We start from the raw sequence: 24,126 nt of genomic DNA on the forward strand, positions 1-24,126 counted from the left end.
AAGTGTATTCTATTTATTGATACACACAGCCACATCAGTACATTAAAAGCATCTCCACATTTTCAAATCTCCAAATCGTCAATCCAGATCGCGAAATTAACATCAAATCAGGAGGATATATAGTATTACTAAAATAAATCCGAAAAGAGAGTAGGCTACATACGACTGCACTTTGCCGTTTTGCAGGTTCCTCCCGAAAAGCCCCAACACCTTCGACAGCGCCCCCACCAGCCACACTGTACCGTCAACCATTAGCCTATCGAACCAGGCTACTATTTTGGATAGCACCACCAGCCATTTGCTGCCATAGTTCAGGGTAAAGTCAATCACGCGCTTATCCACACGATACAGGGCTCGAGCCAGCAGCAGCGTTGGCTTTATAAAAGTATTGCTGTAAAACTGATCCAGATAGAAATGGTTGAAAGATAGCTTTGCCAAGGCTCCTTTAGGCGCTTCCTGTAGCAAAGCTTCGCTGCTTTTGTTTTTATACATGCTGATGGCCAAACCTATACCTGCCAAACCTAGCAGCGCAGAAAGCACACCTATTACGATATGTGTTGTATGATTTGCCTCGTCCTGAGCCGCCACCAACTGCAGCATCCCTGTTGCCAACACCTTGCCCCCTTCGGCCAGTTTTTCTAAGCTGATGCCCTGCATAAGCCAGCTGCTGCCGAAGCTCAGCGGGTTGACGGAAAAGAAAATGCCCAGGGAAAGTATAGCCAGCAACAGTACAGGCAACGCCATCACCTGCTCCACCTCCTGCCTTGCCGACAGCCGCAGTGCCTGCACATCAAACGGCAACCTAAAGCTTCCGAAGAACATAAACCACAGGTGCCGCCCCATGTAGTATGCCGTGAGCAACACTACCGTAAAACCAATGATTGGAACTATAAAGTATATATAATTCCCCCTGCTGCTCATAATTTGGGCCCAGGCCCAACTGCCAGAAAGTATCGCATCTTTGGAAAGGAAACCTGAAAATAGCGGTAATCCCACCAGTGCAGCAGCTGCCAGCAAATACGTATAGAACGTCAGCGGCATGGCTTTGCGCAGGCCGCCCATGTTTCGGATATCTTGCGGATCTACATGGTGTGGTTGGTGCGTGTGGTGCAAACCCCGATGCATTGCGTGGATAATGATACCTGCGTTCAGGAAAAGAGCCGCCTTGAAAAAAGCGTGCGTGGTAAGGTGGAAAAGTGAAGCATCGTGTGCGCCTGTGCCCATACCCATCACCATATAACCTAACTGCGAAATGGTAGAGAAAGCAAGTACCGCTTTGATATCATATTGCGTAAGGGCAGCAAGGGCACCGAGCAAAGCGGTAATGGCACCAACTATAGCAATAACTGTAAGCGCATCTACGGTAAAAAAGGCATAACACCTGGCCAGCAAGTATACGCCCGCTGCCACCATCGTTGCGGCATGTATCAGCGCGGAGACTGGCGTAGGACCTTGCATGGCATCGGGTAGCCAGACCTGCAGCGGAAACTGAGCCGATTTACCCACACAACCCATAAACAGGCCTAATCCCGCCAGAGTCAACAGCACTGGACTAAGTTCCACCAGCCACAGCTGTCCGTTTAAGGTATAATCTACGGTAAAGCCAGCTGCTGCCCAATTGCCAGCACTAACCAAAGCTCGTAGCGCGGAAAGATCAAAAGTTCGGAAGTAAGTATAGAACGTGAACAGGCCGAGCAGCAACCCTATGTCTCCGACTCTATTCACCAGGAAAGCTTTTTTGTTGGCTGCTACCGCTGCTGGTCGCTGGAACCAGAAGCCGATGAGCAGGTACGAAGAAAAAGCCACCAGCTCCCAGAACATAAAGAGCAGCAGCAGGTTGTCAACCAGCACAATGCCCAACATGCTAAAAGTAAACAGCCCAAGGTAAGCGAAATAGCGGCTGTAGCCTCTGTCGCCGTGCATATAGCCCACCGAGAACAGCTGTACAAGTGTAGATATAAATGTAACGATTACCAGCATCAGCACTGCCAGGTTGTCCAACAGCACACCAGCCGTAAAATCGGCAAAAGTGCCGCTGAGGGTGTGTAGGCTAAACCAAATGGTACGGGTATGGAAGGTAGCGGTGTTCCAGGTTGAAGCAAAAAGCCAAACCGAGAGCAGAAAAGCCAACACCGTAAAAGCTATACTTAGCCAATCGCCTTTGCGTGGCAGCTTTCTACCAAAAAAGAACAAGCTCACGAAGCCCAACAGCGGCAGCAACAGCACCACCAAGGCAAGGTTGGTTTCGGCTGTACTTCCTAAGGGCTCTAAAAGTGAAGTTAACTCCAAGGTATAGATTGTCTTTTGCTCTATGCTGATGAGGTGGCAAGCATGGCCTGTACCTCTTGAGCCGCCAAAGTTACATATATTGGTTTAATTTTATAGGCATAGTTGCTGTAGCCTAACTTTTATGCTCATCCCCCACGATCTGGTTTAGGTATGCGGTTTTGAAGTGCTGGTAGACGCGCAGTACAATAGCCAAGGCTACGGCAGCTTCGGCGGCTACCACTATAATCACGAATAGCGAGAAAAGCTGACCTTGCAATAGACTTGAGTCGTGGCGGCTAAAAGCGACCAGGTTAAGGTTAGCAGCGTTGAAGATAAGTTCTATACCCATCAGCACCACCACCGCATGGCGTTTGGTAATTACAGCCAATATACCTAAGCTGAAAAGAACAGCGCTCAGGATTAGGATATGTTCTAACGGAATCTGCTCCATTTATACTTTCGGTTTATCGGTGGCAATATAAGCGGCTCCCATCAAAGCGATCAGCAACAGCAACGAAGCCACTTCAAAAGGCAACACAAAGTCAGTCATTAGTTTGATGCCAATACTTTGAACGGTGCTTTTCTGTAGCCCCAGCACATCATCCGCATTACCTTGCAGCCAGGGTAAGGTATTGAAACTCGTTTGCCCAATACTATAAACTAGCCCCACCAATAGCAGCAGCGCAATGGAAATTCCCCAGCCTTTATTAACACTTTCAGACAATACCGACTTATCGTGCACCCGACTGCTGAGCATGATGCCGAATAAAATTAGCACCAACACGCCTCCCACATATACCATCAGTTGCACCACCGCCACAAAATCTGCGAACAGCAACACATAAATGCCCGCCACGCTCAGCAAAGTAACCAACAGCGAAAAACCTGCATATAACAAGTTGCGCGTCAACACCAGGTAAGCGGCAGAAAGTATAGCGAGTAAGGCGAATATGTAAAAAAGCATTATTTTAGGTTAATTACTCTCTTCAATAATTTATGGATACTACACCTATAAGAAGATACAGTTCCCAGGTTTTGTCTTCCTGAAAGTATTTTGTGGTCTAGTAGTATCTGCTTAACCTTCTTTCTACCAAAATTCTTCTAGAAGAACAATTCTTCTTTTCCAATTCAGAAGGCAAAGAGCAAATAAACCTATCTTGTATATTTACAAATAAGCAAAACCCCTAGCCCTAATAATAAAACACCTGATATTATCAGGTTAATCAGGAGGTGATATCGTCTTTCAGGAATATGATGCGCTGGATAATCAATTTTCCACTTCGTATTAGCAGCAAAAACAGCCAATAATTCAGGTGTTACAGGAATCCGTTTTACTCTAGCATATGGAGGTTCGAAAAACATTCCTCCCAAACTTATTCCTTCCTCATCACCATGAAAATACCATAGATACTCAGACATATCTACTTCATATTTTTGGGCATAGACATGTATGAAATCATGAAAGTCATCTCCCACTAAGTGTAAATCATCATAAATATCGGTGTCCGCCTTAACTTCCTTTACAGAAGTATAATCAATGACAAATTCGATCATATCATCAATTTGGCTCATCCATGTCAGCTTTTATGCCTTCTTCCTGGCTGCCAGCGCTGCTGCTTTAGCCGCTGCCATTTCCTCCTGCTGCTTTTCGAACAGCAGTTGCTTTTCCTGGGCCTGCTCTGGCGAGAGATCGGAGAAGTGATAGATCATGTTTTTGATGTTCACTTCGCTGAAATCATACACAGGTGTCATGGTAAGGCAATCAGTTGGGCAAACAGTGGTGCATAAGCCGCAGTAGCAGCATTTAGCCATATCGATATCGAACACAGGCGCATAGAGGCGCTTCTTGGTACCGTCTGATGTCACACCAATATCCTCCGTTGCCTTAACCGACTCGATGGTTATGCAGTTGACAGGACATATTTTGGCGCAAAGGTCGCAGACAATACAGTCTTCAATTTCGTTGTGCAGGCGGTAACGACCGTTGTCGGGCACAGGTATGGCTTCGTACGGATACTTGAGCGTTGCCATTCCATCGGGCTGCTTAAAGTAATCTTCAGCTGCAACGTGGCTCGGCCTGCGTCGATTCTTGGCGCTCAACAAGTGCTGCCAGGTTAAGCGCGCACCACTCACCAGCGACTTCACCACATCCCAAAAACCGTGTTTATATTTTACTACTTCCATTCTTTTCAGTTAGAGGGTTAGAGCGTTTAGGAGTTAGAGAGTTGCTGACTTTTAACGCTCTAACTCCTAAACGCTCTAACTACATTAATAGTCTCCAAATTCCTGCCAGCAGTACAACTCCTAAAGCAATAGGCGTTAATACTTTCCAGCAGAGGTACATCAGTTGGTCTACGCGCAGGCGCGGGTACGTCCAGCGGGCCCACAGTTGCACAAACAGCAGCACCAGTGTTTTTGAGATCAGCCAAAAGCCTCCCCAAAGTATAGCCGTCCAACTGCCGATTGTTCCTGTGGTCCAATCAGCGAGGCGCAATGGTCCGAGGTTTGGCAGCGCTGTATTCCAACTTCCAAGGAACAAGATTACCGCCACCAAGCAAACCAGCACCATCATGGCATATTCTGCCAAAAAGAACACAGCAAACCGAAAGCCTGAATACTCTACGTGGAAGCCTGCCACCAGCTCCGACTCCGCCTCAGGTATATCGAACGGAGCACGGTTACACTCGGCCAAGGAGGCGATAAAATAGATGATAAAGGCAACGAACATAATCGGCACTCTGAAAATATTCCAGGTGGTGACACCGCCAATATAAGTTGTATTTATACCTAAAGCCTCGATGCCGAAAAGCCAGTTGCTTTCCCGCTCCAACCCCAGAAATTGGTTCATCAACACACCTTGCTGGTAACTTATCTCCTGGAAATCCAGTGACTGACACACCATCACCACAGCCAGTATAGCTAGCCCTGCAGGTATCTCATACGACACAATCTGTGCTACAGAGCGCATGGCACCTAGCATGGCATACTTGTTATTCGAACCCCAGCCTGCCATCAGCAGCCCGATTACATCCAGAGAAATAATGGCCAACAGGTAGAAAACGCCTATACCGATACCCGCAGGCACCAAAGTAGGTGATAAAGGTACCACAGCAAAACCTGCAAAAACGGCCGCAAAAATAAGAATGGGTGCTATGGCAAAAAGCTTTTTATCGGCAGCTGTGGGAATAATGTCTTCTTTCTGCAAAAGCTTGAGCACATCCAGCATCGGCTGCAGCGTTCCTTCTGGCCCTGCTTCTGTAGGCCCTAGGCGGTCCTGCATAAAGGCCGCCACCTTGCGCTCGGCATACACCACCACTATTACAAGCAGTAGCATGAGCATTAGCGTAAGCACAAAAGCAAGTAAGGCCATTTGTTAGCAGGTTGTTATGAAAAGGCAAAGTTAGAATTTAATTTGGAGATTTGAAGTTGAGGATGTTTGAATACTTTCTGAGCAAGAAAAGACCTTAGGTACCTAAACAAAAATACCACACCCTTTCACCAGGGCGTGGTATCTCAGAATTCACAATACTGATACACTACTGTTGTGCCTGCGCTTTTCCTTCTCTTACTGAGAATTTATAAATTGTGGTTGATTCATACATCTCACCAATTTCCAGTATAGTAGACGGAAATTTTGGCTGATTTGGAGAGTCAGGAAAATGTTGTGTTTCTAACGCAATGCCATAGTTCTTTTTAAAGGTCTTTCCGCCGCTGCCTGTAATGGTGCCATCCAAGAAGTTGCCTGAGTAGAACTGTACCCCAGGTTCTGTGGTAACCACCTCCATTACGCGGCCGCTTGTTGGCTCATACACCGTAGCTGCCTGCTTCAACTCGCCTTCGCTACCGTTTAGCACATAGTTGTGGTCGTAGCCGCCACCATCTACCTGGTTTACACCTGCGCCAATAGTTTGTGGCTCCGTAAAGTCTATTACCGTACCTGACACGTCGCGCAGCTCACCTGTAGGTATCAGCGATTCGTCCACCACAGTATATTTATCAGCGTTCAGCGTAAGCACATGGCTCAAAGCATACTCAGCCTGACCAGCAGACAAGTTAAAGTAGCTGTGGTTAGTTAGGTTTACAGGCGTAGCTTTATTGGTAGTTGCTTGATAGTCGATCCTGATTTCATTATCGTTGGTTAAGGTATAGGTTACATGCGAAGTCAGTTTACCAGGATAACCTTCTTCACCATCTGCACTAACATACGTAAAACGCACAGCATTCTGATCTGGCAGTGGCTCTGCCTGCCAAACCACTTTATCGAAGCCTTTGTTACCGCCATGCAGGTAATTCCCGCCATTGTTAGTGGCGAGCGTGTACTCCTGGCCATTCAAAGTAAATTTACCATTTGCAATCCTGTTGCCGTAGCGACCAACAATGGCTCCAAAGTAAGGTCCACTTTTTAGATATTCTTTGCTCTGGTAACCTGCAAGGCTATCAAAACCGAACACAACGTTACCCATTTTTCCGTTTTTATCAGGAGTTAATAAAGATGTAATGGTGGCACCCATACACCCAATTAAGGAAAGCAGAAGCAGATTCTTACTCAACGCCATTCTTTTCATGCTACGGATAAGTGGCAATTGTTTTGAAATGATTTCACACAGAAAAATAAATCAATAAAGTTAGCTTGATGGCTGGTTAGTCTTTCACGCGGAACCAATCGAAGGCAGCAGTAGCATTGGCTGGACCTTTAGCATTTAGCCCCACGCGCACCCCTCTATCCCATGGCGGCAGGTACGAGGCATCAACAGCCTGGCCGTTGTTCAGCGTGTTCCAGTTAGTCCCGTCGGTACTCCAGGCAAACTGCATCTGGTCCCCATCCTGTGTCTTTAACTGCAACTGTACTGTTTCGCCAGTTGGAGCCGCAGCTTTGTCTATCGTTTTCATGGTGCCTCCACGCACAGACCATAACACAATCTCGTTGTTGCTTAGGGCTACACCCACGGCATTGTCAGGATCTCCGATTGCTGTTAACCCTGCCATGGCACCCTGCGCCAAACCAGACGTGTTAAGCGCAGTAGTTGCAGTATAGTTTGCCTGCTCGGTCCGTTTGCCCAACACTGTACCTAATTTTTCTGGAGAAGCCTGAAGTTTGAGTTGCCCGTTGTTGCTACTGTTTAAAGTATAGCTTGTCTGCTGGCCTACAGGCCATTGCCATGTATTTGAGAGTTCGCCTGTGTTAAACTCTTCGTTTGCGTTAAGGTCTGCACTGCCATTGCCCGTTGGCACTTGTGCGGTAATGGCTGGGGAGTGATTCTCGAAATGCGGCCAGCCATCTTCTCCCCAGTTAATCTTATCTAGCAAACCTTGTCTGCCAGGGTAAACAAAGCTTTTGGTGTTGTAGGCATGGTACAGAAAATAATCGTTGCCGTTCTGGTCTGTCACCACAGTTCCATGTCCAGGACACTTCCACTCCTCGTTTTGCATCATGATGGGGTTATTTTCATATTTCTCCCAAGGCCCTCGCAGGCTCTTAGCACGAGCCACTCCTACTCCGTAAGTACATTCACGACCGCAGCATTTATCGCCAGCATAAAATGTATAAAAGTAGTCGCCACGTTTTACGATGGCAGGGCCTTCTACCAAACCACCTTCCCAAGTACCAGGATCGTTTCGGAACATCTCAAACATTTCGCCTGTCAGCGCTGTGCGCTCCTCATTCATGCGCTGCGCCCAGATAGGCGTTGGTAACCCTTTACTGTTTCCGTCTTCTTTCCATACTAGGTACAAATCGCCGTTTTCGTCCCTTACCTCAAAACCATCTATAGAACCAACCTCCTGGCATACCAGCGGACCATGATCTGTATAAGGTCCAGTAGGACTAGAAGCACTGGCAACGCCTACACAAAGGTTGCCTCCTTTCTTTTTGGCTGTGTAATAAATATAATACCTGCCATCTTCATAGGCTATTTCAGGAGCCCAAAAGTGTGCCTCCGCCCAATCAGGCAATTTGTCAGGAAACACATGCCCTACCGTCTCCCAATCTACCAGGTTAGTTGAGTGTAGGATCGGGTACAGCGGCGCCCACTCCGATGAGGTAGCCGTAGCCCAATAATCGTTTCCCACCCTCACAACCGACGGATCGGCATAATCTCCAGGTAGTACAGGGTTAGTATAACTTATCGTCCGAGTTGCAGCAGGCTCAATGGTTTCGGTATTCTGGCTAGTAGTGGTATTGCTGCTGCAAGAAAAAGCGATAAAGCCAATAAAGCCAAAGAGTAGTGCTTGTATTTTCATATAGACTTATTTTATAGTAGAGATGTAGGTGTTTAGCTAGTATGTTTTAGAATTTTCTAGGATTACATGAGATAATATGTTTAGCATCTTATACTCATTTTTCATGGTTTCTGGCCCAGAATTATTTTTCCTCTCCCGATGGCACTTTGATCGGGACACCAGCAGGAATGGGTTCACCAAAGTCAGTAGAACCGTCTGCATGCCAGGTAAACTCTTGCAACCTGATATCTCTGTTCCATCCAGGAGCCGTGGATTTTTTGGTGTGGTACGCAATCCAATCTTCAGTGCCGTCAGGAGATTTTGTAAAGCTACAGTGCCCGACACCAAACACTTGGTCATTCCCCTGAAAAACTGGCCCAGACTTTACCCAACTGGCAGGCTCCATAGGGCTCAGCGTGGTGTCAGACAACGCAAGCTGTCCTAAACGATACTCTTTTAGCCACGACTCGCGTGTTGAGTAAATAATAAACACTTTACCCTGATGCTTCAGCACCTGCGGTCCCTCATTCAAATCTAATTCCCCGCCTGTTTCCCATGGTTCTGTAGGCGACGAAATCCGTACCCTATTGCTGCTGATAGTCCAGGGGTTGCTCATGCGGGCTATGTACAGGTGTTGCTTCGTCCTATCCGTTTCCGCATTATTCTCCCAACCAGACCAGAGTGCGTAAAGTTGCCCATTCAGACTGAGTGGTGTCAGATCTATGGCCCATTTCACAGAGGAGGTATCCTGTATGTTATCACCTGTATACACCCTGCCCTTATCTAAGTAAGCACCAAATGGATCTTCGGAAGCAGACTCTAACACACCAGACTGCTGATAGAGAAACGGACCACCAGCCTTTTTGGCTGCAGCATAATAGATATACCACTTGCCGTTAAAGAAATGCAGCTCTGGAGCCCAGATGTTATGACTGTTCCAGCTTTCCGCAGGCGGCCTCCACACTACTACCCGCTCCCCTGGTTCTGTTAGCTTCCTTGATTTGGAAATATAAATGCCTCCCATGCCAGAACCACAGTAATAGTAATAGCCATCTTTTTTAATTACCCAAGGGTCTGCACCATCTGTAATCGGATTGGTGAAATAAACATTGGCCGTTGCTGGACTAGAACCTTTTTCAACCGCGCTTGTTGTGCAACCCAGGAAAAAAAAAGTATAAACCATTAATACAGATAAGCCTTTTCTCATTTTCTGAAAGAATGATAAGCGTTGATTGTATAAACAGCTGAACTTGCAAAATCTCACCTTTACCTTTTGCGGAAGAGGGAAAAAAGGCTTTATGTTTTATTCAAATAGAGGAGATTTGAAGAAATGATTGCTAGCAGTAGCGACTGACTAAGCGCAACATGTTCTAATTAGAAATGTAAATGATCTTTAGATACTATCAGCTACTCTACTAAATGCGGTACAAACTGAGATAGGTTTGTAATGATGCCTTTTTCACGGCGGAAACCGATCGCACAGCCTTCTCCTGCCCAAAAAACACCAGCCTGATAAGCATAGCCTTTATTGTCTTCGGGTAAGTCGCACCAGCGTTGGTATACCTGCTGCTGATGGTCATATTCTCCCTCCATTTTGGTGATAGGCACTTTATCTACTACTTCTACACTTTGCCCTTCTCGCCCAAAGTATGGCTTGCGGATATATTTGCCTTGCAAAGGCTCCAGATCAGCTTCTAATAAGAGTGGGTGGTATGGGTAAGCCTTCCAGAGCCAGGCCAGCATACCTTTACTTTGAAATAGCAAAGCATAAGCAGGATTTGCGATAACCACGGTGCGGGTTCTGGACAGTTGCGTCAGACTTTGCAACAGCTCTGGTTCTTCCCAGGCAATCTGCTCCCAAGGCAGTAGCTTAAACAAGAATGGAAATTGTTGCCATTGTTCGGCCCCTACCTGCGCCCAAACGCCTTTTTCGTTTCCTTCTGTTGATACACTTATATCTTCTACAGGGCAAAGGTGGGCATCGAAACCAGCTTCTGTAGCAGCCTGCGCTAGTACAGCACAGTTTGTCTGGTCTTCGGCACTTTCGCCCAGGTAAGTTAGCAGCAACGCTGGCGGCAGATCATCGTTGAGCATACGCCAGGTCTTCAGTTGTTCTACCAATGCCTCGTAAAGCCCCGAATATTGATTGGCATCTTTTTTACCAGCCGCCGCCAAACTTGCCCACTGCACCACAGCTGTTTCAGGTATAGAAGTGGCAGTGTCGGCATTAAATTCAAGCAACTTTGGCCCTTCTGTTGTCTGTACCAAGTCGAATCGGCCATAAATGTGCCAATGCTTGTCATTGTTCCAAGACTGGCGCACCAGGGCCCAAAGGTTCTCGGGTATACCTAGCACCTGCAGAAAAGCATCAGGCAACTCGTCTGGCACTGCCTGCACCATCATGTTATACAAAGTATCTGTGGCCTCCAGCAAAGCATCGGCTTCTGTTTCAGAGATGACCACAGCTTCGCCAGGTACATAGTTCGCACAACCATCTTCTACACACCAATCCCAGCCCAAGCCACGTAAAGCGGTTTCTACATCTCCTGCATGAGGCTCCAGTTGTACACTTTTTTTATTGCTGCTCATTTTTATTTAGCACAAGTATTAAAACACAAGACAATGGGCTTAGCAGTTTTCCAGCCCCTGCTATAAAGTAGAATAGATTTAAGACAGGGCTTAGGCACCAGCACCACCGCTTCGGCCTCTGAAGAAACCGCTACGGCCAGAGCTCGGAGCTGCACTACGCTGGCGATAGGTTTGCACATTTTGGCGCCAAGCCTGGTTGCGGTTAATCAGGTTAGGGTTAGCATAATAAGCAGCCCTGGGCCCTGACATACGCCCAGCCATAAACCCTAATCCACTCCACCACAATACACTCCCCAAGCCATAACCACCCTGGTTATAACGACTCTGGTTATTAGCCACATCTTGCATGCGGTTTTGCAGTTCCAGCCCTTGCAGTGTGTCTATGCGGCCATCGTTGTACTTAAGGATAGCCATACTTTGCCCTGGTGCCGTGGTGCGCTCATCCGTGATTTTCCATTCATCAGGAGCTTCTTCAGTCATTTCTGTAATGATGCCATCAGGCACGGCCACTTCTTCATCCGAATTCCAATCGTTGTTGGTTCGGGTAGTGTTGTCGCAGCCTGTCAGCCCCATACAAGCAGCGGCTGCCATAATAAAGGCATTCCGTTTAAAATCGCCAATTGTAAGGTATTTCTTCTTCATATGCTCGCTGTGCTATAAGGTTAAAGGTATTTGCTTTACGGAAAAGCCTCTGTTTATGGTCTAAACAATACTTATTTGGGCTAATAAGAAGATTAAAAACTATCTGCCACTCTTTTACCACAAAGGATAAAACAACTTTTTATCTTTTTAACCCTCTAACTCTCTAACTTCAAAAGCTTTCTTATTCCCACAAAGGATAATGCTCCAGGTATACCTGACGCTTAAAAAAGATGCGGGTACTTTCTTCAAAAGAGCGGGTGAAATCGGACACGTAAAATTTATGATCGCCCAGCAGTCGCTCCGACGCTAGGTTATTTTCGTCTAAAAAAGCCTTCACATACTCTGCCACAATCTGGCTGGCATCCAGCACATCTACTTTCCCCTCATAGTATTGCTCTATTTGCTTTTTGATCAGTGGGTAATGCGTACAGCCCAAAATCAGCGCTTCAATTCCCTGCAGACTATCATTAGAAAGATAAGCTTCGATGACGCTCTCCGAAATGGAGTCGTTGAAAAAGCCTTCCTCAATCATATCAGCCAGCAAAGGTGTCGCATGCGATTTTAACTGAATATCTAACTCCAGGTCGTCTACCTTTTTCTTGTAAACATTGGAGTTTACGGTTTGTTTGGTACCGATCAGGCCAATGGTTTGGCTTGGATAAGTTTGCCCGATGTACTGAATAGTAGGATCAATTACATTCAGCACTTTGGCCTTGCTACCTACATATTCCTTTACCAGTTCGTAAGCAGCCGCCGAAGCCGAGTTGCAGGCAATAAGAATAACCTTACACTGCTGCTTTATGAGCAGATCGCAAATTTTAACGGCATAAGCCTGAATAGCAGCCGTTGATTTATCACCATAAGGTAAGTGTGCAGTATCGCCGAAATAAACAATACGCTCATTAGGCAATACATTTATAATAGCTTTTGCAACTGTAAGTCCGCCAATGCCGCTATCAAATATACCGATTGGCTGCGTTTTTTTGTCCTGTACCATGTGCGGCTAAATTAGGGCAAATTGTCAACATTAACATACTCCATCCTGAAAACAATACGCTCATGCCACCTGTGGCTTGACCGCGAAAAAAATTAAATATTTTCCTCATATAATTAATTCATATTTTTATATATTTAGCAAAACATATGTAATTAATTATAAATTTTGTTACTTTAAAACAAAAGCATAACTTTAGAAACGGCTCCACAATTGGCTACAAAGCTATAGCCAACCTTTACAGGAGATACTTGTGCATTTTGTGACGAAGAACAGGAATTATAAAACCCTGTTAAGACTGAAAACAACTTATTTGAACCCTTATGCTAACCACAGTATCTGCACATGTATTTCAAAAAACCTCCCATTACGGTAGTTTAAACAGCCGATTGATTTCTCTGTTGGTCGATACCACCATTATTGTTTTCTGCTACTCTATTATCTTTTATTCTGCAACAGAAGAAGATGCAAAGCTTTTAAATTGGAAGCAGATGGTCCAAAACGGCTTTACGTGGCAGGAAATCCTTTTTGTTGGAAAGGCACTCTTCTATAACCCCTACTTCCTTATTATGCACTGGCTTTATTATACGCTGCTAGAGGCTTCGCCAAGACAAGCTACTATCGGTAAATTTACGTTGGGCCTACGGGTATGTGATGTAAAGCGCAGGCGAATAAAATTTGCACAGGCAAATGCACGCTATTTTGCAAAGGTCCTCTCTCTTGCTACACTTGGGCTTGGCTTTTTATTGGTACACTCTACCAAACGAAACCAAGCGCTGCACGACTACCTTTCAGGAACCCTGGTGGTATCGGAATAATAAAAAAATTGTACAGTTTTTTAGATCATATTGATTCTACCTCGTATAAGGAGCATATAACCAAACGAAAGGAGGATTATTATGAGATTTATTCCGACCCGTTTTCACGGGATATTAGACTATATAGTAGGTATTGTTGTAATTGCATCGCCTTGGCTATTTAACTTCTCTGATGTAACGTATGCTACATGGGTAATGGTAATAGCTGGTATTGTAGTTTTACTACAAACTATTATGACAGATTTTGAGGTAGGTGTGGTAAAGAAAGTGCCAATGCCGACTCACTTAATGATGGACTTTGGTATAGGTGTTATTGTAGCACTGTCGCCATGGATGTTCGGCTTTGCCGATGAAGTTTACTCGCCACATCTTATTTTTGGTGTGTTTTCTATCTTGGCTTCGCTTACAACACATCGTTATCCAAGCGAGTCTTACCGCTCTAGAACTACAAGTAGCGAGACAGTAAGATAATATTGCATTTTCTAGCTTTTTAAGAGCTACCATAAATACAAAGGCTGCGAAGGTTTTCCTCGCAGCCTTTGTATTTATGGTTATGATGATTTTTATGCGCCTGCTGGCTCTTTCTGCTCTCCTGTTGCTAACAGACCCTGCTTTGCACTTTTCACGTCAATGGCATTAAACTGGTTTATGGTCTGCTCTTTCAACGCAGCAAATTCCTCCTGGTGCTTTTTTTCTACAGGGTTAGCTGATGGTAATTTCACCCCAAGGGCATCTACCTGCTTTCCGTTCTTCCAAAAGCGGTAGCAAAGGTGTGGGCCTGTTGCCAAACCAGTACTACCTACGTAGCCTATGGTTTGGCCTTGCTTTACACGGGCTCCCGCTTTAATACCTTTAGCAAACTTAGACATATGCAGGTATTGTGTAGTGTAGGTCTTATTGTGTTTTACTTTAACATAGTAGCCGTTTCCACGGGTGTATCTTGCCTCTAACACCACTCCGTCTCCAACTGTTCTGATGGGAGTTCCGCGTGGGGCTGCAAAATCGGTACCCAGGTGCGGCTTATAACGCTTCTGCACGGGGTGGTAGCGGTTCATTGTGTAGCGAGAGCTGATGCGACTATACTCCAGGGGCTCTCTCAGGAAAGCTTTTTTAAGGCTTTGGCCTTTCTGGTCAAAGTAGCCTAAGCCGTTGCCCTCGTCGAAACCGATAGCATAAATAGAATCTCCCTGATGTTCGAAGAAAGCGGCTTTCAACTGGCCAAAGCCGATGGTGGTACCGTTTACCTCTTTCTCCTCATAAATTAATTTAAACTTATCGCCAGGCTGAATGCGGTTCAGGTCGAGACGCCAGGCATAAATGTCTGCAAACTTGTTCACCAACTGCGGAGAACCACCCGCATCTACGATAGACTGAAACAAGGAATGCTTTATTTCACCAGCCAGCGCACGTTCAGAAACCTTTACCTCACGCTTTTCAAGTGTTACATTTAAGTCGCCTCGCAAATCGTAAATAACATACTCTACATTATTTGGCTCATAAATAAAGTACTGGGCTGTTTGAGCTGAGTCGCGAAGATGCAGGATAGTATAAGGGCGATTAGCAGAAATGCGCCTTACGTTGTAAATGTCTTTTGATTTACTTGCCAACAAGCTGACAGTTGTTGGAGAGATGTTGTAACTGGACAGAATTTCCGATAATGTCTCGCCTCTTTCTATCACAGTCTCCACTATTTCGAAGGAATCTGTTGCGATACCATAAACAATGGGGGCAGGCATTTTAACTTCTTCTACCACCTCTGGTTGAGTGGTTTCTTCTGGCTCTGTAAACCGATCTGTGTTAAAGTGTAGCGTTTGTGCTGCCGTAATAAAAATAAACAACGACAGAGCGATCAGGATGGCTAGTCCTTTACTGCTTTTGAACATTACTAAGTGGCTTTGGTTGAAAATCGTCACGAAAATAGGCTTTAACCCATAGAAATAAAAATTAAAGTTTACACAATAATCAGACTATAAACAGGTTACAATCATTTTATAAAAATATTATCATAGCACAAATACTATTTTTAGGCTGAAACAAATGCTACTACTCCTTTACCTTTTGCCACTTAACTTCCTAAACAGTAGAAATTTCGGCCGCTCAGCAAGCCACAACTCTGCACCTGTATCAGCGGCATATAAAAAACTTTTATAACTTTGGCACCTATGAAAGCACTAGAAGGAAAAGTAGCTCTGGTAACTGGAGCATCAAAAGGAATAGGCCGCGCCATTGCACAGAAATTTGTGGAAATGGGAGCCCAGGTAGCGTTCACCTACCTGTCGAGTGTAGAAAAAGGCCAAGCATTGGAGCAGGAACTGTCGGCCAACGACGGCAAAGCCAAAGGCTACCGCTCCGATGCAGCCGACACAGCTCAAGCCGATAAACTGATTGAGGATGTGATAGCAGATTTCGGAAAAATAGACATCCTGGTAAACAACGCAGGTATTACACGCGACGGTTTGCTCATGCGTATGACTGAAGACCAGTGGGATGCTGTAATCAACACCAACCTGAAGTCAGTTTTTAACCTGACCAAAGGCGCTACCAAGCACATGATGCGTGCCAAGAGCGGTTCTATCATCAACATTACTTCTGTAGTTGGTATAAAAGGCAACGCGGGCCAAGCAAACTATGCAGCTTCTAAGGCTGGTATTATCGGCTTCACAAAATCAGTTGCTTTAGAGTTAGGTTCTCGCAACATCCGTAGCAATGCTGTTGCCCCAGGTTTTATAGAAACAGAAATGACTGGTGAACTAGACCAGAAAGTGGTGGACGAGTGGCGCAAGGCAATTCCGCTGAAGCGTGGCGGCACGCCTGAGGATGTGGCAAACGCAGCTGTATTCCTTGCCTCCGAGCAATCGGCTTATATTTCTGGTCAGGTACTACAGGTAGACGGCGGCATGCTTACTTAATTACGAATTAATAATTACGAATTACAAATGGTGTAAATTGTAGCTCTATAACATATAATTAGTTTTTAAAGACCAATGCTACAACTTTTGCGTTAGTAGCATTGGTCTTTTTGTTTTATATTTAAGTATCTGTGTGTTTGGGAGCAGCGCTGAAAAGCTCAGCACCTGCATTGCCTATAAGAAACTGCAAACAGTTTCCAACCCACAGCCAATTCGTAATTATTAATTCTTAATTGATATAAGTGTCTTCGTTCCGACTGATAACTGCTACATCACCCTGGCTAATTTTGGCTTGTATTGCTGCTGGCATACTTTATGCCTGGCTGCTGTATAGCAAGCGCACGCCCTGGCCAAAGTCTATCAACTATTGCCTTGCCTTTTTGCGGTTTCTGGTAGTTAGTATCCTGAGCTTCCTGCTGCTGGGTCCGTTAGTTCGCTACATCAACAACACCTCGCAAGAGCCTACCATTGTTTTTGCGCTTGATAATTCACAGTCTGTTTCGCTTTTTACTGATTCTGTGCAGCTGCAGCAAACGAAGGAAGGTCTGCGGAACCTTCTTTCTGCTTTGCAGGATAAAGGCTACCATACCGATGTTCGGCTTTTAGCCTCAGAGCAGACACCACAAGAAATTTCACAGGTACAGTTTACAGCCCAAACCTCTAACTTAAGCCAATTATTGAAAGACGTTCAGCAAGATTATGCTGATCAGAACCTGGCAGGTGTGGTATTGCTATCCGATGGCATTGTAAACCAAGGTATGTCCCCTACCTATGCTAACTATAATTTTACTTTGTATCCAGTGGCCGTTGGTGATACCGTACCCAAAAAAGATGTTATCCTCACGTCGTTGCGCTACAACAAAGTAAACTATAGCGGCAACCGCTTTCCGCTACAAGTAGAGTTGCAACAGGAAGGTTTCGGAGGCGCTTCTGCAACCATCCTTCTAAAAGAAAACGGCAGAACGATAGACAGGAAAACCGTTAACCTGAAACCAAACCAGCCTGTGCAGCAAGTGCCTTTCCAGATAATGGCGGGTGGCCTTGGAAAGCGCCATTACGAGGTGCAGGTTGTCCCGCTTCAAGGGGAGTTCACAGAGCTTAATAACACCAAGCATGCTTATATAGATATCGTAAAAGGCAAAATAAAGGTGTTGGTGGCTGCCGCGTCACCGCATCCAGATATAAAAGCCTTGCGGGCTGCCATAGAATCGAACGAAAACTATGAAACAGATCTTTTTATACCTGGCCTAACTCAGCTAAAGCAGCAGGATTACGATGTGGCGGTGCTGCACCAGTTGCCAGGCAGGGTGTCGGGTGGTGAGGCAGCCATGAACCTAGTACGCCAGAAAAACCTGCCAGCCTTGTTTATACTTGGTCCTCAAAGCGACCTTGCTGATTTCAATCGACTAGGTGTAGGCATCACCGTAAATGCTTCAGGACAGACAGATGAAGTTACCAGCACCACCAACCCTAGCTTCAGCAATTTTCAGCTGCCCGAAGAAGCACTGGAGCGACTACAGCAGTACCCGCCCGCGCAGGTGCCGTACGGCGACTATCGTTTAGCCCCTAACACACAAGCTGTTTTATACCAGCAGGTGGGCCGCGTGCGCACGAATAAACCGCTGTTGGCTGTACAAACTGCTGGCGATAATCGCAATGCAACGCTCCTGGCCTCTGGCACCTGGCAGTGGCGCATTACCGAGGCCGCCAACCATGAGCAGCCAGCCGTATATGATAAACTCATCACAAATCTGATTCAGTTACTGAGCGCACCACGAAACAAGAAGCGCCTGAATGTATATCCATCCCAGGAAGAGTATACCAGTGCCGAAGAGATACGCTTTGTGTCTGAGACGTATAACGAGGCGCTTGAGCCAATTTATGGGCAAAACATAAGCTTAAAAATTGCAGGCGAAGACAGCATCAGCAGAAACTTTAACTTTGCTAATGGTGAGAACCAGACGGGGGTAAACATCGGCAGCTTGCCTGGCGGGCGTTATACCTATACTGCCTCCGCCAGAATTGATGGACGCTTACAGCAGGATAAAGGAGAATTTGTGGTAGAGGAGCTACAATTGGAGGCATTAAATGCAGTGGCCGACCACAACCTGCTTTTCCAGCTGGCAAACAACACGGGCTCTAAGCTATACTTCCCAAACCAGTTGCAGCAGCTACAGGAGGATGTACTAAACGCAGAGCACAAGAGTGTAATCTATAGTTCAGAAGAACTGAGCGACCTGGTGGATATGAAATGGCTGTTCTTCCTGATTCTGGGCCTGATCTGTATTGAATGGTCTGTGCGGAAGTATAATGGGAGTTATTAGATCACAGCTCAAGTAAAAACACTTTTGCCGAACCAGCTTCAACAGAAAACAGCATTTTGCTAACTTAGCTTCCGAAACTTATTTTCAGTATATCTATAAATGAAAGCATTTCAGAAGCTTCCGCTTTTTCTTCTATTCTTACTCCTTACTCACACTGTTTCTGCCCAGGTTGTAAAGGAACTGCAGCAGTGGTTGGCGCTAGAGCGAGAAGCAAGACCTGCTTTAGCCGATCAGCCTTTCGCCACCAAATCCATCAGCAAAAAAGAGGCGCAACAAGCTATGCTTTTGCTTACCCAAGACAGAGATAAATACATCAGGGAAAATTGGGCGGATGATTGGCAAAATAAAACCTTTACCGACGACACCTATACTTTCAAATTTGATTATAAAACCTTTGGTGAGAAACCTGCTGATGGCCATAGTTTATACATTTCGCTGCACGGCGGTGGAGGCACCACCAAAGAAGTTAACGACCAGCAGTGGCGCAACCAGATTGGTTTGTACCAACCCGCCGAAGGCATATATGTAGCACCGCGCGCGCCCACAGATTCGTGGAATATGTGGCACCAGGAGCACATTGACCATTTTTTGGAAAAGCTTATACAAGCCGCTGTGGTGTTTGAAGATGTTAACCCGAACAAGGTATACATAATGGGTTACTCGGCTGGCGGCGACGGTACTTTTCAGCTGGCCCCGCGCATGGCAGACCACTGGGCTGCCGCTGCTATGATGGCTGGTCACCCAGGCGATGCCAGTGCTGCCAACCTCCGCAACATTGGCTTTACAATACACATGGGAGGAAAAGACGCAGCTTACAAGCGCAACGAGCTGGCACAGGTGTGGGAAGGTTTACTAGATAGCCTGAAAGCCAGCGATCCCAAAGGTTATGCGCACGAGGTACAGATACACGAAAACCTGCCACACTGGATGAACCGACGAGACACTGTGGCTGTCCCCTGGATGGCCAAATTCACCAGAAATCCGCTTCCTGAAAAAGTAGTGTGGCAGCAAGACGATGTACTGAAGGAAAGTTTCTACTGGTTAGCCGTACCCCAGTCTGCTATGGAACGAGGCAAAAAACTAACCGCCACCCATCAGCTTGGTGAAATCAACATACTAGAAAGCGACTACGATACTGTGCTCATCAACCTGAACGACACAATGCTTGACCTTAACAAGAAGCTGACAGTGAAGTACCAGGGAAAAGAGATATTTAAGGGCAAAGTTAAAAGAAGCATCCTCCCAATCTGGCAATCGTTAGAGGCCAAAGGCGACAAGTACCTGCTGTTCAGCGCACAGCTTAAGGTTGTTAATTGAAAGCATGTAGTGCAATCTGAAAACCATTTGGTTAATTAACTCAAACTGCAAAACCCCAAAGAGCTCTCATTTATAATTCAGCATTCAAAATTCATTATTCAATTTGACTTACATCATCCTAAATAAACCATACGAGGTGCTCACGCAGTTTACAGACGAGACAGGCCGTGCCACCTTGAAAGACTATGTGAAAGTGCCCAATATTTACCCCGTCGGTCGCCTCGACTACGACAGCGAAGGACTTGTTTTGCTGACCGATGACAAAGCGCTGCAGCACCGCCTCTCCGATCCGAAGTTCAAGATTGAGAAGACTTATTGGGTGCAGGTAGATGGCATACCTACAGATGAAGCACTAGAAGAATTGCGCCGTGGGGTGTACATCAAAAACATAAAAACAGCCCCTGCCAAGGTACGGCTGCTGCCAGAAGAGCCACAGGTTTGGGAGCGTTCCAAACCGATCCGTTTCCGCAAAAACATACCTGTTTCATGGGTCGAGATCAAGATATCGCAGGGTATGAACCGACAGGTGCGCCGCATGACAGCTGCAGCGGGCTACCCCACGCTCCGACTTATCCGCCCCGCTATCGGGCCGCTTACTTTAGCAGCATTACAACCTGGCGAGTACAGAGAACTTACCCCAGATGAAGTAGCTAAGTTAAAGGGACTAACTGCAGGAGGAACCAACAGAAGCTTTGTTGGGAAGAAAAGAAGATTTTAGCGGTAGAGGTAAATATTATCAAACCAAAACAGCTTATTAAGTTGCTACAAATTTATTTTCAAGCCCTTACAACCTTTCCTACCTTTTTGGGGTCATCAGAGCAGAAGGCAATAACAGTAAGCACCATAAAAGCTGCTGCACTTTGTACTAGTAACCATTAAAACTATTTGTATGGAAAAGAAGGCTCTACTCCTGTTAAGGTTCATCTTAAGTTTTTTGTTTCTCGTGCCACTTCTGATGCTGAACGCCTGCACAGATGAATGCGAGACTACTATTACCTATAACGTGCAGGAGCCAGTATACATGATGCGGGCAGCGCTCCGAAATGCTGTACAGGTAAAACCCGCCCGTACACTTACAGAACCAGGTAAGATCTATGCAAAGGACCATTTCTTGTTCATCAATGAGATAGACAAAGGCATTCACATCATAGATAATTCAAACCCAAGCTCTCCTCAACCTGTCAGTTTTATAGAAATACCAGGCAATGTGGACATGGCTGTTAAAGGCAACATCCTTTATGCTGATAGCTACATTGATTTAGTGGCTTTGGATATAAGCAACCCACAGGATGTGCAACTGGTGAAACGAATAGAAAATATTTTCCCCACCAATGGCATGCTGGTAAATGATACGGCTAGCGTTTTTGTGGCTTCTTACGAAACCAGAACTGTTACACATGCTGTAGAATCTGATTGCAATGGCAATGTGCGTAACCCCTCTCCCGTGTTTAATGATGCAGGCAGTTTCGTTCGCCAGTCTAACACGGCAGGCAGACCTGGCAATGCAGCTGGCAAAGGAGGGTCCATGGCAAGATTTAGTATCGTAGGAGATCAGCTTTATACCGTCAGTATTTCTGATATGCAGCTGTTCGATATCAGCAATGCAGCCGAACCACGGGAAGGAGCGAAAATTAGTTTAGGCTGGGGCATAGAAACCATTTTCCCTTACGAAGACAAGCTTTTTATCGGTTCTACCACAGGTATGCACATCTACGACAACAGCAACCCCACTAGCCCTGTGCACCTATCCAGCTACGCCCACGTCAGAAGCTGCGACCCTGTAGTAGTGGAAGGTGACTTGGCTTGGGTTACACTCCGCTCTGGCAATGCCTGTGCAGGCTTCACAAACCAACTGGATGTCATTAACATAAGCAACCCAAGAAACCCACAGCTGGTAAAAACTTACCCTATGCAGAACCCACACGGTTTAGGTATTGATAACTCAGCCTTATTTCTGTGCGAGGGCGAGTACGGTTTAAAAGTTTTCGATGTGAAAGACCACCTGAAGGTAAGTGAAAATCTAAAAGCGCATATGAAGGAGCATGATGCTTACGATGTCATTCCGTTAGGAAATACGTTGCTTATGATTGGTAAAGATGGCTTATACCAGTATGATTACAGTGATCTTAACCAAATAAAGCTCCTCAGCAAAATTCCTGTCATACGCCAAATCAGCTAAATGAAGAAGCTACTACCCCTGCTCATTACCATACTGTTTATAAAAAACGCATTTGCCCAAGATGCTACTACTCTACAAAAATCCGAAGCTACAGGTACATCTCATTATAGAGGCATAATAGAATTCGGGTACTTGTACGGTAAAAGCAGTAGCAACGGATTCAACTCATATGCTGCTACTCCTACGGTGCAAGTTTTTAACGGCTATCAATTCCATAGAGCCTTTGCTTTGGGGGCAACCATAGGAGCCGACTTTTATAACAATGTGTTGATAACTCCCATAGCTTTGGGTATTCGGGGCGAGCTTCTGAAAACCAGAGTCAGCCCCTTTTACAGCTTAGATGCTGGCTACGGCTCCGCTGCATTTAGCAATGAGGGTAACCAACGAGACAATGAAGGAGGATGGATGTTTAGCCCAGCAGTAGGCATGCGCGTAAGTACAGGTACTAGTACAGCCTTTGCATTTAGCATTGGCTACAAAACGCAGCGGGTAAGAACACAAGACATCTTCTGGGGTACCACTTTGGAGCAAAAAATAAACTATAAACGCCTCACATTACGCATGGGGTTCATGTTCTAAAGGACGAAGTATTTTTATTATAATCATCAAGTACCTAGGCATGTATTGTACAACGTTCTGTACAAATCTGCAAGTCCCTCTGCAACTGGTGAAGTACACTGCTCTCTGCTGGCTTTTCGCCTCGCCAGCGGGGCCTTACTTTTCTCCTTGATGAGAAAAGTAAGCAAAAGAATCAAGACAATTTTGAACTCGCTGAACGCTCAAACAAAAAATCGTCCTTTTGTGCACTTGGCAGAAGTTTATTGTCCTATAGCAGGAATAGAAAATCGCACTAATTATAATGATATGAAAGCAACTAAACATTAGCTATACATTATTTAGCTGCTTCTCTTTTAAACAGAAAAAGCAGGCTTGCAGCCTGCTTTTTCTGTTTAAAAGAGAAGTCTTATTTCCCCATGGCATATTCAATTCCGCCCCACAGATGTTTCAGAAACAGAGAATCGCTGTAGCTTTCATGTGTGTGCCCAAGGCCTGTATAGAACGCCTTACCGCCATCAAACTCATGGTACCAAGCTATAGGATGGTTATCAGCGTTGGCTCCTCCTTTGTAGCTTGTCTCATCCAGCCTCGCCACCACAGTTACGTTAGGGTTTAAGTCCTTGTAGTTGTACCACTCATCGGTATGCTCCCATCGGTCGGGCAAGTGGCTGGTAGAAGCATGGCTTTTATCTACTACATCAATGGCAGCTTTCTGGATTTCAGGGTGGCTTAAAAAGTAAGCTCCTACCAATTGGTTATACCATGGCCAATCATATTCTGTATCAGCAGCAGCATGTATACCCACGTAGCCACCTCCCCCACGAATATACTCCTCAAAAGCAGTTTCTTGTTCTGAGTTTAGCACATCTTGTGTAGTGCTCAAGAAAATAACAGCTTTGTAGTTTTTCAGCGTATCTGCCACAAACATTGTAGAATCTTCAGTGGCTCTAACCTGAACCCCATTTTGCTGCCCCAACCGCTGCAATGCCGCTATACCCTCTTCTATGGATTGATGGCGATAGCCGTTGGTGTTCGAATAGACAAGTATTCGGTCGGCAGCTGTTGCTTCTGCTTCCGCTGTTCTAGTCGCAGTAGCTTCTCCTCCCTGAGTGGAGGCTTGGTTACAAGCTGAAAAACCGCAGGTGGCGAAGAGCGCTAAAGCACAGAAAAGGTGATTTTTTTTCATGATTTTATAGTTAGTCATTAAAGGCAAACCTAAATATAGCCTTTTTAGGGTATAAATTGGCATTCGCTGGCCTTTTTTTGTTTATTGGAATACTAGTTGCTGTTAACAAATGAGGAATGAAAT

At 45.6% G+C, this 24,126-nt stretch carries 22 protein-coding genes; 8 read left to right on the top strand and 14 right to left on the bottom strand.

What is annotated here, in order from left to right:
- Positions 1 to 102: 102 nt before the first annotated feature.
- From nuoL to murI, 12 genes are all read right to left on the bottom strand, one after another.
- Positions 103 to 2,289: an NADH-quinone oxidoreductase subunit L gene (gene nuoL, locus LN893_RS08525; RefSeq protein ID WP_229969389.1), complete on the bottom strand. Its 2,187-nt coding sequence runs from the start codon at positions 2,287 to 2,289 to the stop codon at positions 103 to 105.
- Between the two features lie 112 nt (positions 2,290 to 2,401).
- Complete coding sequence (gene nuoK, locus LN893_RS08530) at positions 2,402 to 2,719, bottom strand: NADH-quinone oxidoreductase subunit NuoK (RefSeq protein WP_255709948.1); 318 nt, start codon at positions 2,717 to 2,719, stop codon at positions 2,402 to 2,404.
- Complete coding sequence (locus LN893_RS08535) at positions 2,720 to 3,232, bottom strand: NADH-quinone oxidoreductase subunit J family protein (protein WP_229969390.1); 513 nt, start codon at positions 3,230 to 3,232, stop codon at positions 2,720 to 2,722.
- Positions 3,233 to 3,420: 188 nt separating this feature from the next.
- Positions 3,421 to 3,840, bottom strand: a complete 420-nt coding sequence (locus LN893_RS08540; protein WP_229969391.1) for a DUF1493 family protein — start codon at positions 3,838 to 3,840, stop codon at positions 3,421 to 3,423.
- A gap of 12 nt (positions 3,841 to 3,852) precedes the next feature.
- Positions 3,853 to 4,452 carry a NuoI/complex I 23 kDa subunit family protein gene (locus LN893_RS08545; protein WP_229969392.1) on the bottom strand — a complete coding sequence of 200 codons (600 nt, stop codon included), beginning with the start codon at positions 4,450 to 4,452 and terminating at the stop codon, positions 3,853 to 3,855.
- A 79-nt stretch (positions 4,453 to 4,531) separates the two neighbouring features.
- Positions 4,532 to 5,638: a complex I subunit 1/NuoH family protein gene (locus LN893_RS08550; RefSeq protein WP_229969393.1), complete on the bottom strand. Its 1,107-nt coding sequence runs from the start codon at positions 5,636 to 5,638 to the stop codon at positions 4,532 to 4,534.
- A gap of 166 nt (positions 5,639 to 5,804) precedes the next feature.
- Positions 5,805 to 6,824, bottom strand: a complete 1,020-nt coding sequence (locus LN893_RS08555) for an aldose epimerase family protein (protein ID WP_229969394.1) — start codon at positions 6,822 to 6,824, stop codon at positions 5,805 to 5,807.
- A gap of 85 nt (positions 6,825 to 6,909) precedes the next feature.
- Complete coding sequence (locus tag LN893_RS08560; protein WP_229969395.1) at positions 6,910 to 8,508, bottom strand: family 43 glycosylhydrolase; 1,599 nt, start codon at positions 8,506 to 8,508, stop codon at positions 6,910 to 6,912.
- A gap of 121 nt (positions 8,509 to 8,629) precedes the next feature.
- On the bottom strand, positions 8,630 to 9,694 hold the full coding sequence (locus tag LN893_RS08565) for a glycoside hydrolase family 43 protein (RefSeq protein WP_229969396.1): 1,065 nt from the start codon (positions 9,692 to 9,694) through the stop codon (positions 8,630 to 8,632).
- Positions 9,695 to 9,894: 200 nt separating this feature from the next.
- Entirely contained in the window at positions 9,895 to 11,076 is a 1,182-nt protein-coding gene (locus LN893_RS08570) for a glutathionylspermidine synthase family protein (protein ID WP_229969397.1), read from the bottom strand.
- A 90-nt stretch (positions 11,077 to 11,166) separates the two neighbouring features.
- On the bottom strand, positions 11,167 to 11,718 hold the full coding sequence (locus tag LN893_RS08575; RefSeq protein ID WP_229969398.1) for a Cj0371 family chemotaxis-regulating polar lipoprotein: 552 nt from the start codon (positions 11,716 to 11,718) through the stop codon (positions 11,167 to 11,169).
- A 181-nt stretch (positions 11,719 to 11,899) separates the two neighbouring features.
- Positions 11,900 to 12,715: a glutamate racemase gene (murI, locus tag LN893_RS08580; protein WP_229969399.1), complete on the bottom strand. Its 816-nt coding sequence runs from the start codon at positions 12,713 to 12,715 to the stop codon at positions 11,900 to 11,902.
- A gap of 320 nt (positions 12,716 to 13,035) precedes the next feature.
- On the opposite strand from murI, the gene LN893_RS08585 reads away from it, so the two are divergent.
- Together LN893_RS08585 and LN893_RS08590 are read left to right on the top strand one after the other, a co-directional pair.
- Positions 13,036 to 13,530, top strand: coding sequence for an RDD family protein (locus LN893_RS08585; RefSeq protein ID WP_229969400.1), 495 nt, complete (start codon positions 13,036 to 13,038; stop codon positions 13,528 to 13,530).
- Between the two features lie 81 nt (positions 13,531 to 13,611).
- On the top strand, positions 13,612 to 14,001 hold the full coding sequence (locus tag LN893_RS08590; RefSeq protein ID WP_229969401.1) for an SPW repeat protein: 390 nt from the start codon (positions 13,612 to 13,614) through the stop codon (positions 13,999 to 14,001).
- Between the two features lie 92 nt (positions 14,002 to 14,093).
- Here LN893_RS08590 and LN893_RS08595 read toward each other — a convergent pair whose 3' ends face one another.
- Positions 14,094 to 15,413 (bottom strand): peptidoglycan DD-metalloendopeptidase family protein, encoded by a 1,320-nt coding sequence (locus LN893_RS08595; RefSeq protein ID WP_229969402.1) that lies wholly within the window; start codon positions 15,411 to 15,413, stop codon positions 14,094 to 14,096.
- A 279-nt stretch (positions 15,414 to 15,692) separates the two neighbouring features.
- On the opposite strand from LN893_RS08595, the gene fabG reads away from it, so the two are divergent.
- The 6 genes from fabG to LN893_RS08625 all read left to right on the top strand — a co-directional run bounded on the left by fabG (position 15,693) and on the right by LN893_RS08625 (position 22,838).
- A complete protein-coding gene (fabG, locus tag LN893_RS08600) occupies positions 15,693 to 16,439 on the top strand; it encodes a 3-oxoacyl-[acyl-carrier-protein] reductase (RefSeq protein WP_229969403.1) in 747 nt (248 codons plus the stop codon).
- A gap of 287 nt (positions 16,440 to 16,726) precedes the next feature.
- Positions 16,727 to 18,763 (top strand): vWA domain-containing protein, encoded by a 2,037-nt coding sequence (locus LN893_RS08605; protein WP_229969404.1) that lies wholly within the window; start codon positions 16,727 to 16,729, stop codon positions 18,761 to 18,763.
- 99 nt (positions 18,764 to 18,862) lie between these two features.
- A complete protein-coding gene (locus LN893_RS08610) occupies positions 18,863 to 20,080 on the top strand; it encodes a dienelactone hydrolase family protein (RefSeq protein WP_229969405.1) in 1,218 nt (405 codons plus the stop codon).
- 103 nt (positions 20,081 to 20,183) lie between these two features.
- Positions 20,184 to 20,798 carry a pseudouridine synthase gene (locus LN893_RS08615; RefSeq protein WP_229969406.1) on the top strand — a complete coding sequence of 205 codons (615 nt, stop codon included), beginning with the start codon at positions 20,184 to 20,186 and terminating at the stop codon, positions 20,796 to 20,798.
- 171 nt (positions 20,799 to 20,969) lie between these two features.
- Positions 20,970 to 22,259 carry an LVIVD repeat-containing protein gene (locus tag LN893_RS08620; RefSeq protein ID WP_229969407.1) on the top strand — a complete coding sequence of 430 codons (1,290 nt, stop codon included), beginning with the start codon at positions 20,970 to 20,972 and terminating at the stop codon, positions 22,257 to 22,259.
- Positions 22,260 to 22,838: a hypothetical protein gene (locus LN893_RS08625; RefSeq protein ID WP_229969408.1), complete on the top strand. Its 579-nt coding sequence runs from the start codon at positions 22,260 to 22,262 to the stop codon at positions 22,836 to 22,838.
- A 385-nt stretch (positions 22,839 to 23,223) separates the two neighbouring features.
- On the opposite strand, the gene LN893_RS08630 is transcribed toward LN893_RS08625, so the two are convergent.
- On the bottom strand, positions 23,224 to 24,003 hold the full coding sequence (locus LN893_RS08630; RefSeq protein ID WP_229969409.1) for a ThuA domain-containing protein: 780 nt from the start codon (positions 24,001 to 24,003) through the stop codon (positions 23,224 to 23,226).
- Positions 24,004 to 24,126: the final 123 nt, after the last annotated feature.

The sequence above is a fragment of the Pontibacter harenae genome, from assembly GCF_020907245.1.
Taxonomy (GTDB): domain Bacteria; phylum Bacteroidota; class Bacteroidia; order Cytophagales; family Hymenobacteraceae; genus Pontibacter; species Pontibacter harenae.

Coding starts and splice junctions, on each gene's coding strand:
- nuoK (WP_255709948.1), bottom strand. CDS start 2,719: ATGGAGCAGATTCCGTTAGAACATATCCTAATCCTGAGCGCTGTTCTT.
- LN893_RS08535 (WP_229969390.1), bottom strand. CDS start 3,232: ATGCTTTTTTACATATTCGCCTTACTCGCTATACTTTCTGCCGCTTAC.
- LN893_RS08540 (WP_229969391.1), bottom strand. CDS start 3,840: ATGAGCCAAATTGATGATATGATCGAATTTGTCATTGATTATACTTCT.
- LN893_RS08545 (WP_229969392.1), bottom strand. CDS start 4,452: ATGGAAGTAGTAAAATATAAACACGGTTTTTGGGATGTGGTGAAGTCG.
- LN893_RS08550 (WP_229969393.1), bottom strand. CDS start 5,638: ATGGCCTTACTTGCTTTTGTGCTTACGCTAATGCTCATGCTACTGCTT.
- LN893_RS08555 (WP_229969394.1), bottom strand. CDS start 6,824: ATGGCGTTGAGTAAGAATCTGCTTCTGCTTTCCTTAATTGGGTGTATG.
- LN893_RS08560 (WP_229969395.1), bottom strand. CDS start 8,508: ATGAAAATACAAGCACTACTCTTTGGCTTTATTGGCTTTATCGCTTTT.
- LN893_RS08565 (WP_229969396.1), bottom strand. CDS start 9,694: ATGAGAAAAGGCTTATCTGTATTAATGGTTTATACTTTTTTTTTCCTG.
- LN893_RS08570 (WP_229969397.1), bottom strand. CDS start 11,076: ATGAGCAGCAATAAAAAAAGTGTACAACTGGAGCCTCATGCAGGAGAT.
- LN893_RS08575 (WP_229969398.1), bottom strand. CDS start 11,718: ATGAAGAAGAAATACCTTACAATTGGCGATTTTAAACGGAATGCCTTT.
- murI (WP_229969399.1), bottom strand. CDS start 12,715: ATGGTACAGGACAAAAAAACGCAGCCAATCGGTATATTTGATAGCGGC.
- LN893_RS08585 (WP_229969400.1), top strand. CDS start 13,036: ATGCTAACCACAGTATCTGCACATGTATTTCAAAAAACCTCCCATTAC.
- LN893_RS08590 (WP_229969401.1), top strand. CDS start 13,612: ATGAGATTTATTCCGACCCGTTTTCACGGGATATTAGACTATATAGTA.
- LN893_RS08595 (WP_229969402.1), bottom strand. CDS start 15,413: ATGTTCAAAAGCAGTAAAGGACTAGCCATCCTGATCGCTCTGTCGTTG.
- fabG (WP_229969403.1), top strand. CDS start 15,693: ATGAAAGCACTAGAAGGAAAAGTAGCTCTGGTAACTGGAGCATCAAAA.
- LN893_RS08610 (WP_229969405.1), top strand. CDS start 18,863: ATGAAAGCATTTCAGAAGCTTCCGCTTTTTCTTCTATTCTTACTCCTT.
- LN893_RS08620 (WP_229969407.1), top strand. CDS start 20,970: ATGGAAAAGAAGGCTCTACTCCTGTTAAGGTTCATCTTAAGTTTTTTG.
- LN893_RS08625 (WP_229969408.1), top strand. CDS start 22,260: ATGAAGAAGCTACTACCCCTGCTCATTACCATACTGTTTATAAAAAAC.
- LN893_RS08630 (WP_229969409.1), bottom strand. CDS start 24,003: ATGAAAAAAAATCACCTTTTCTGTGCTTTAGCGCTCTTCGCCACCTGC.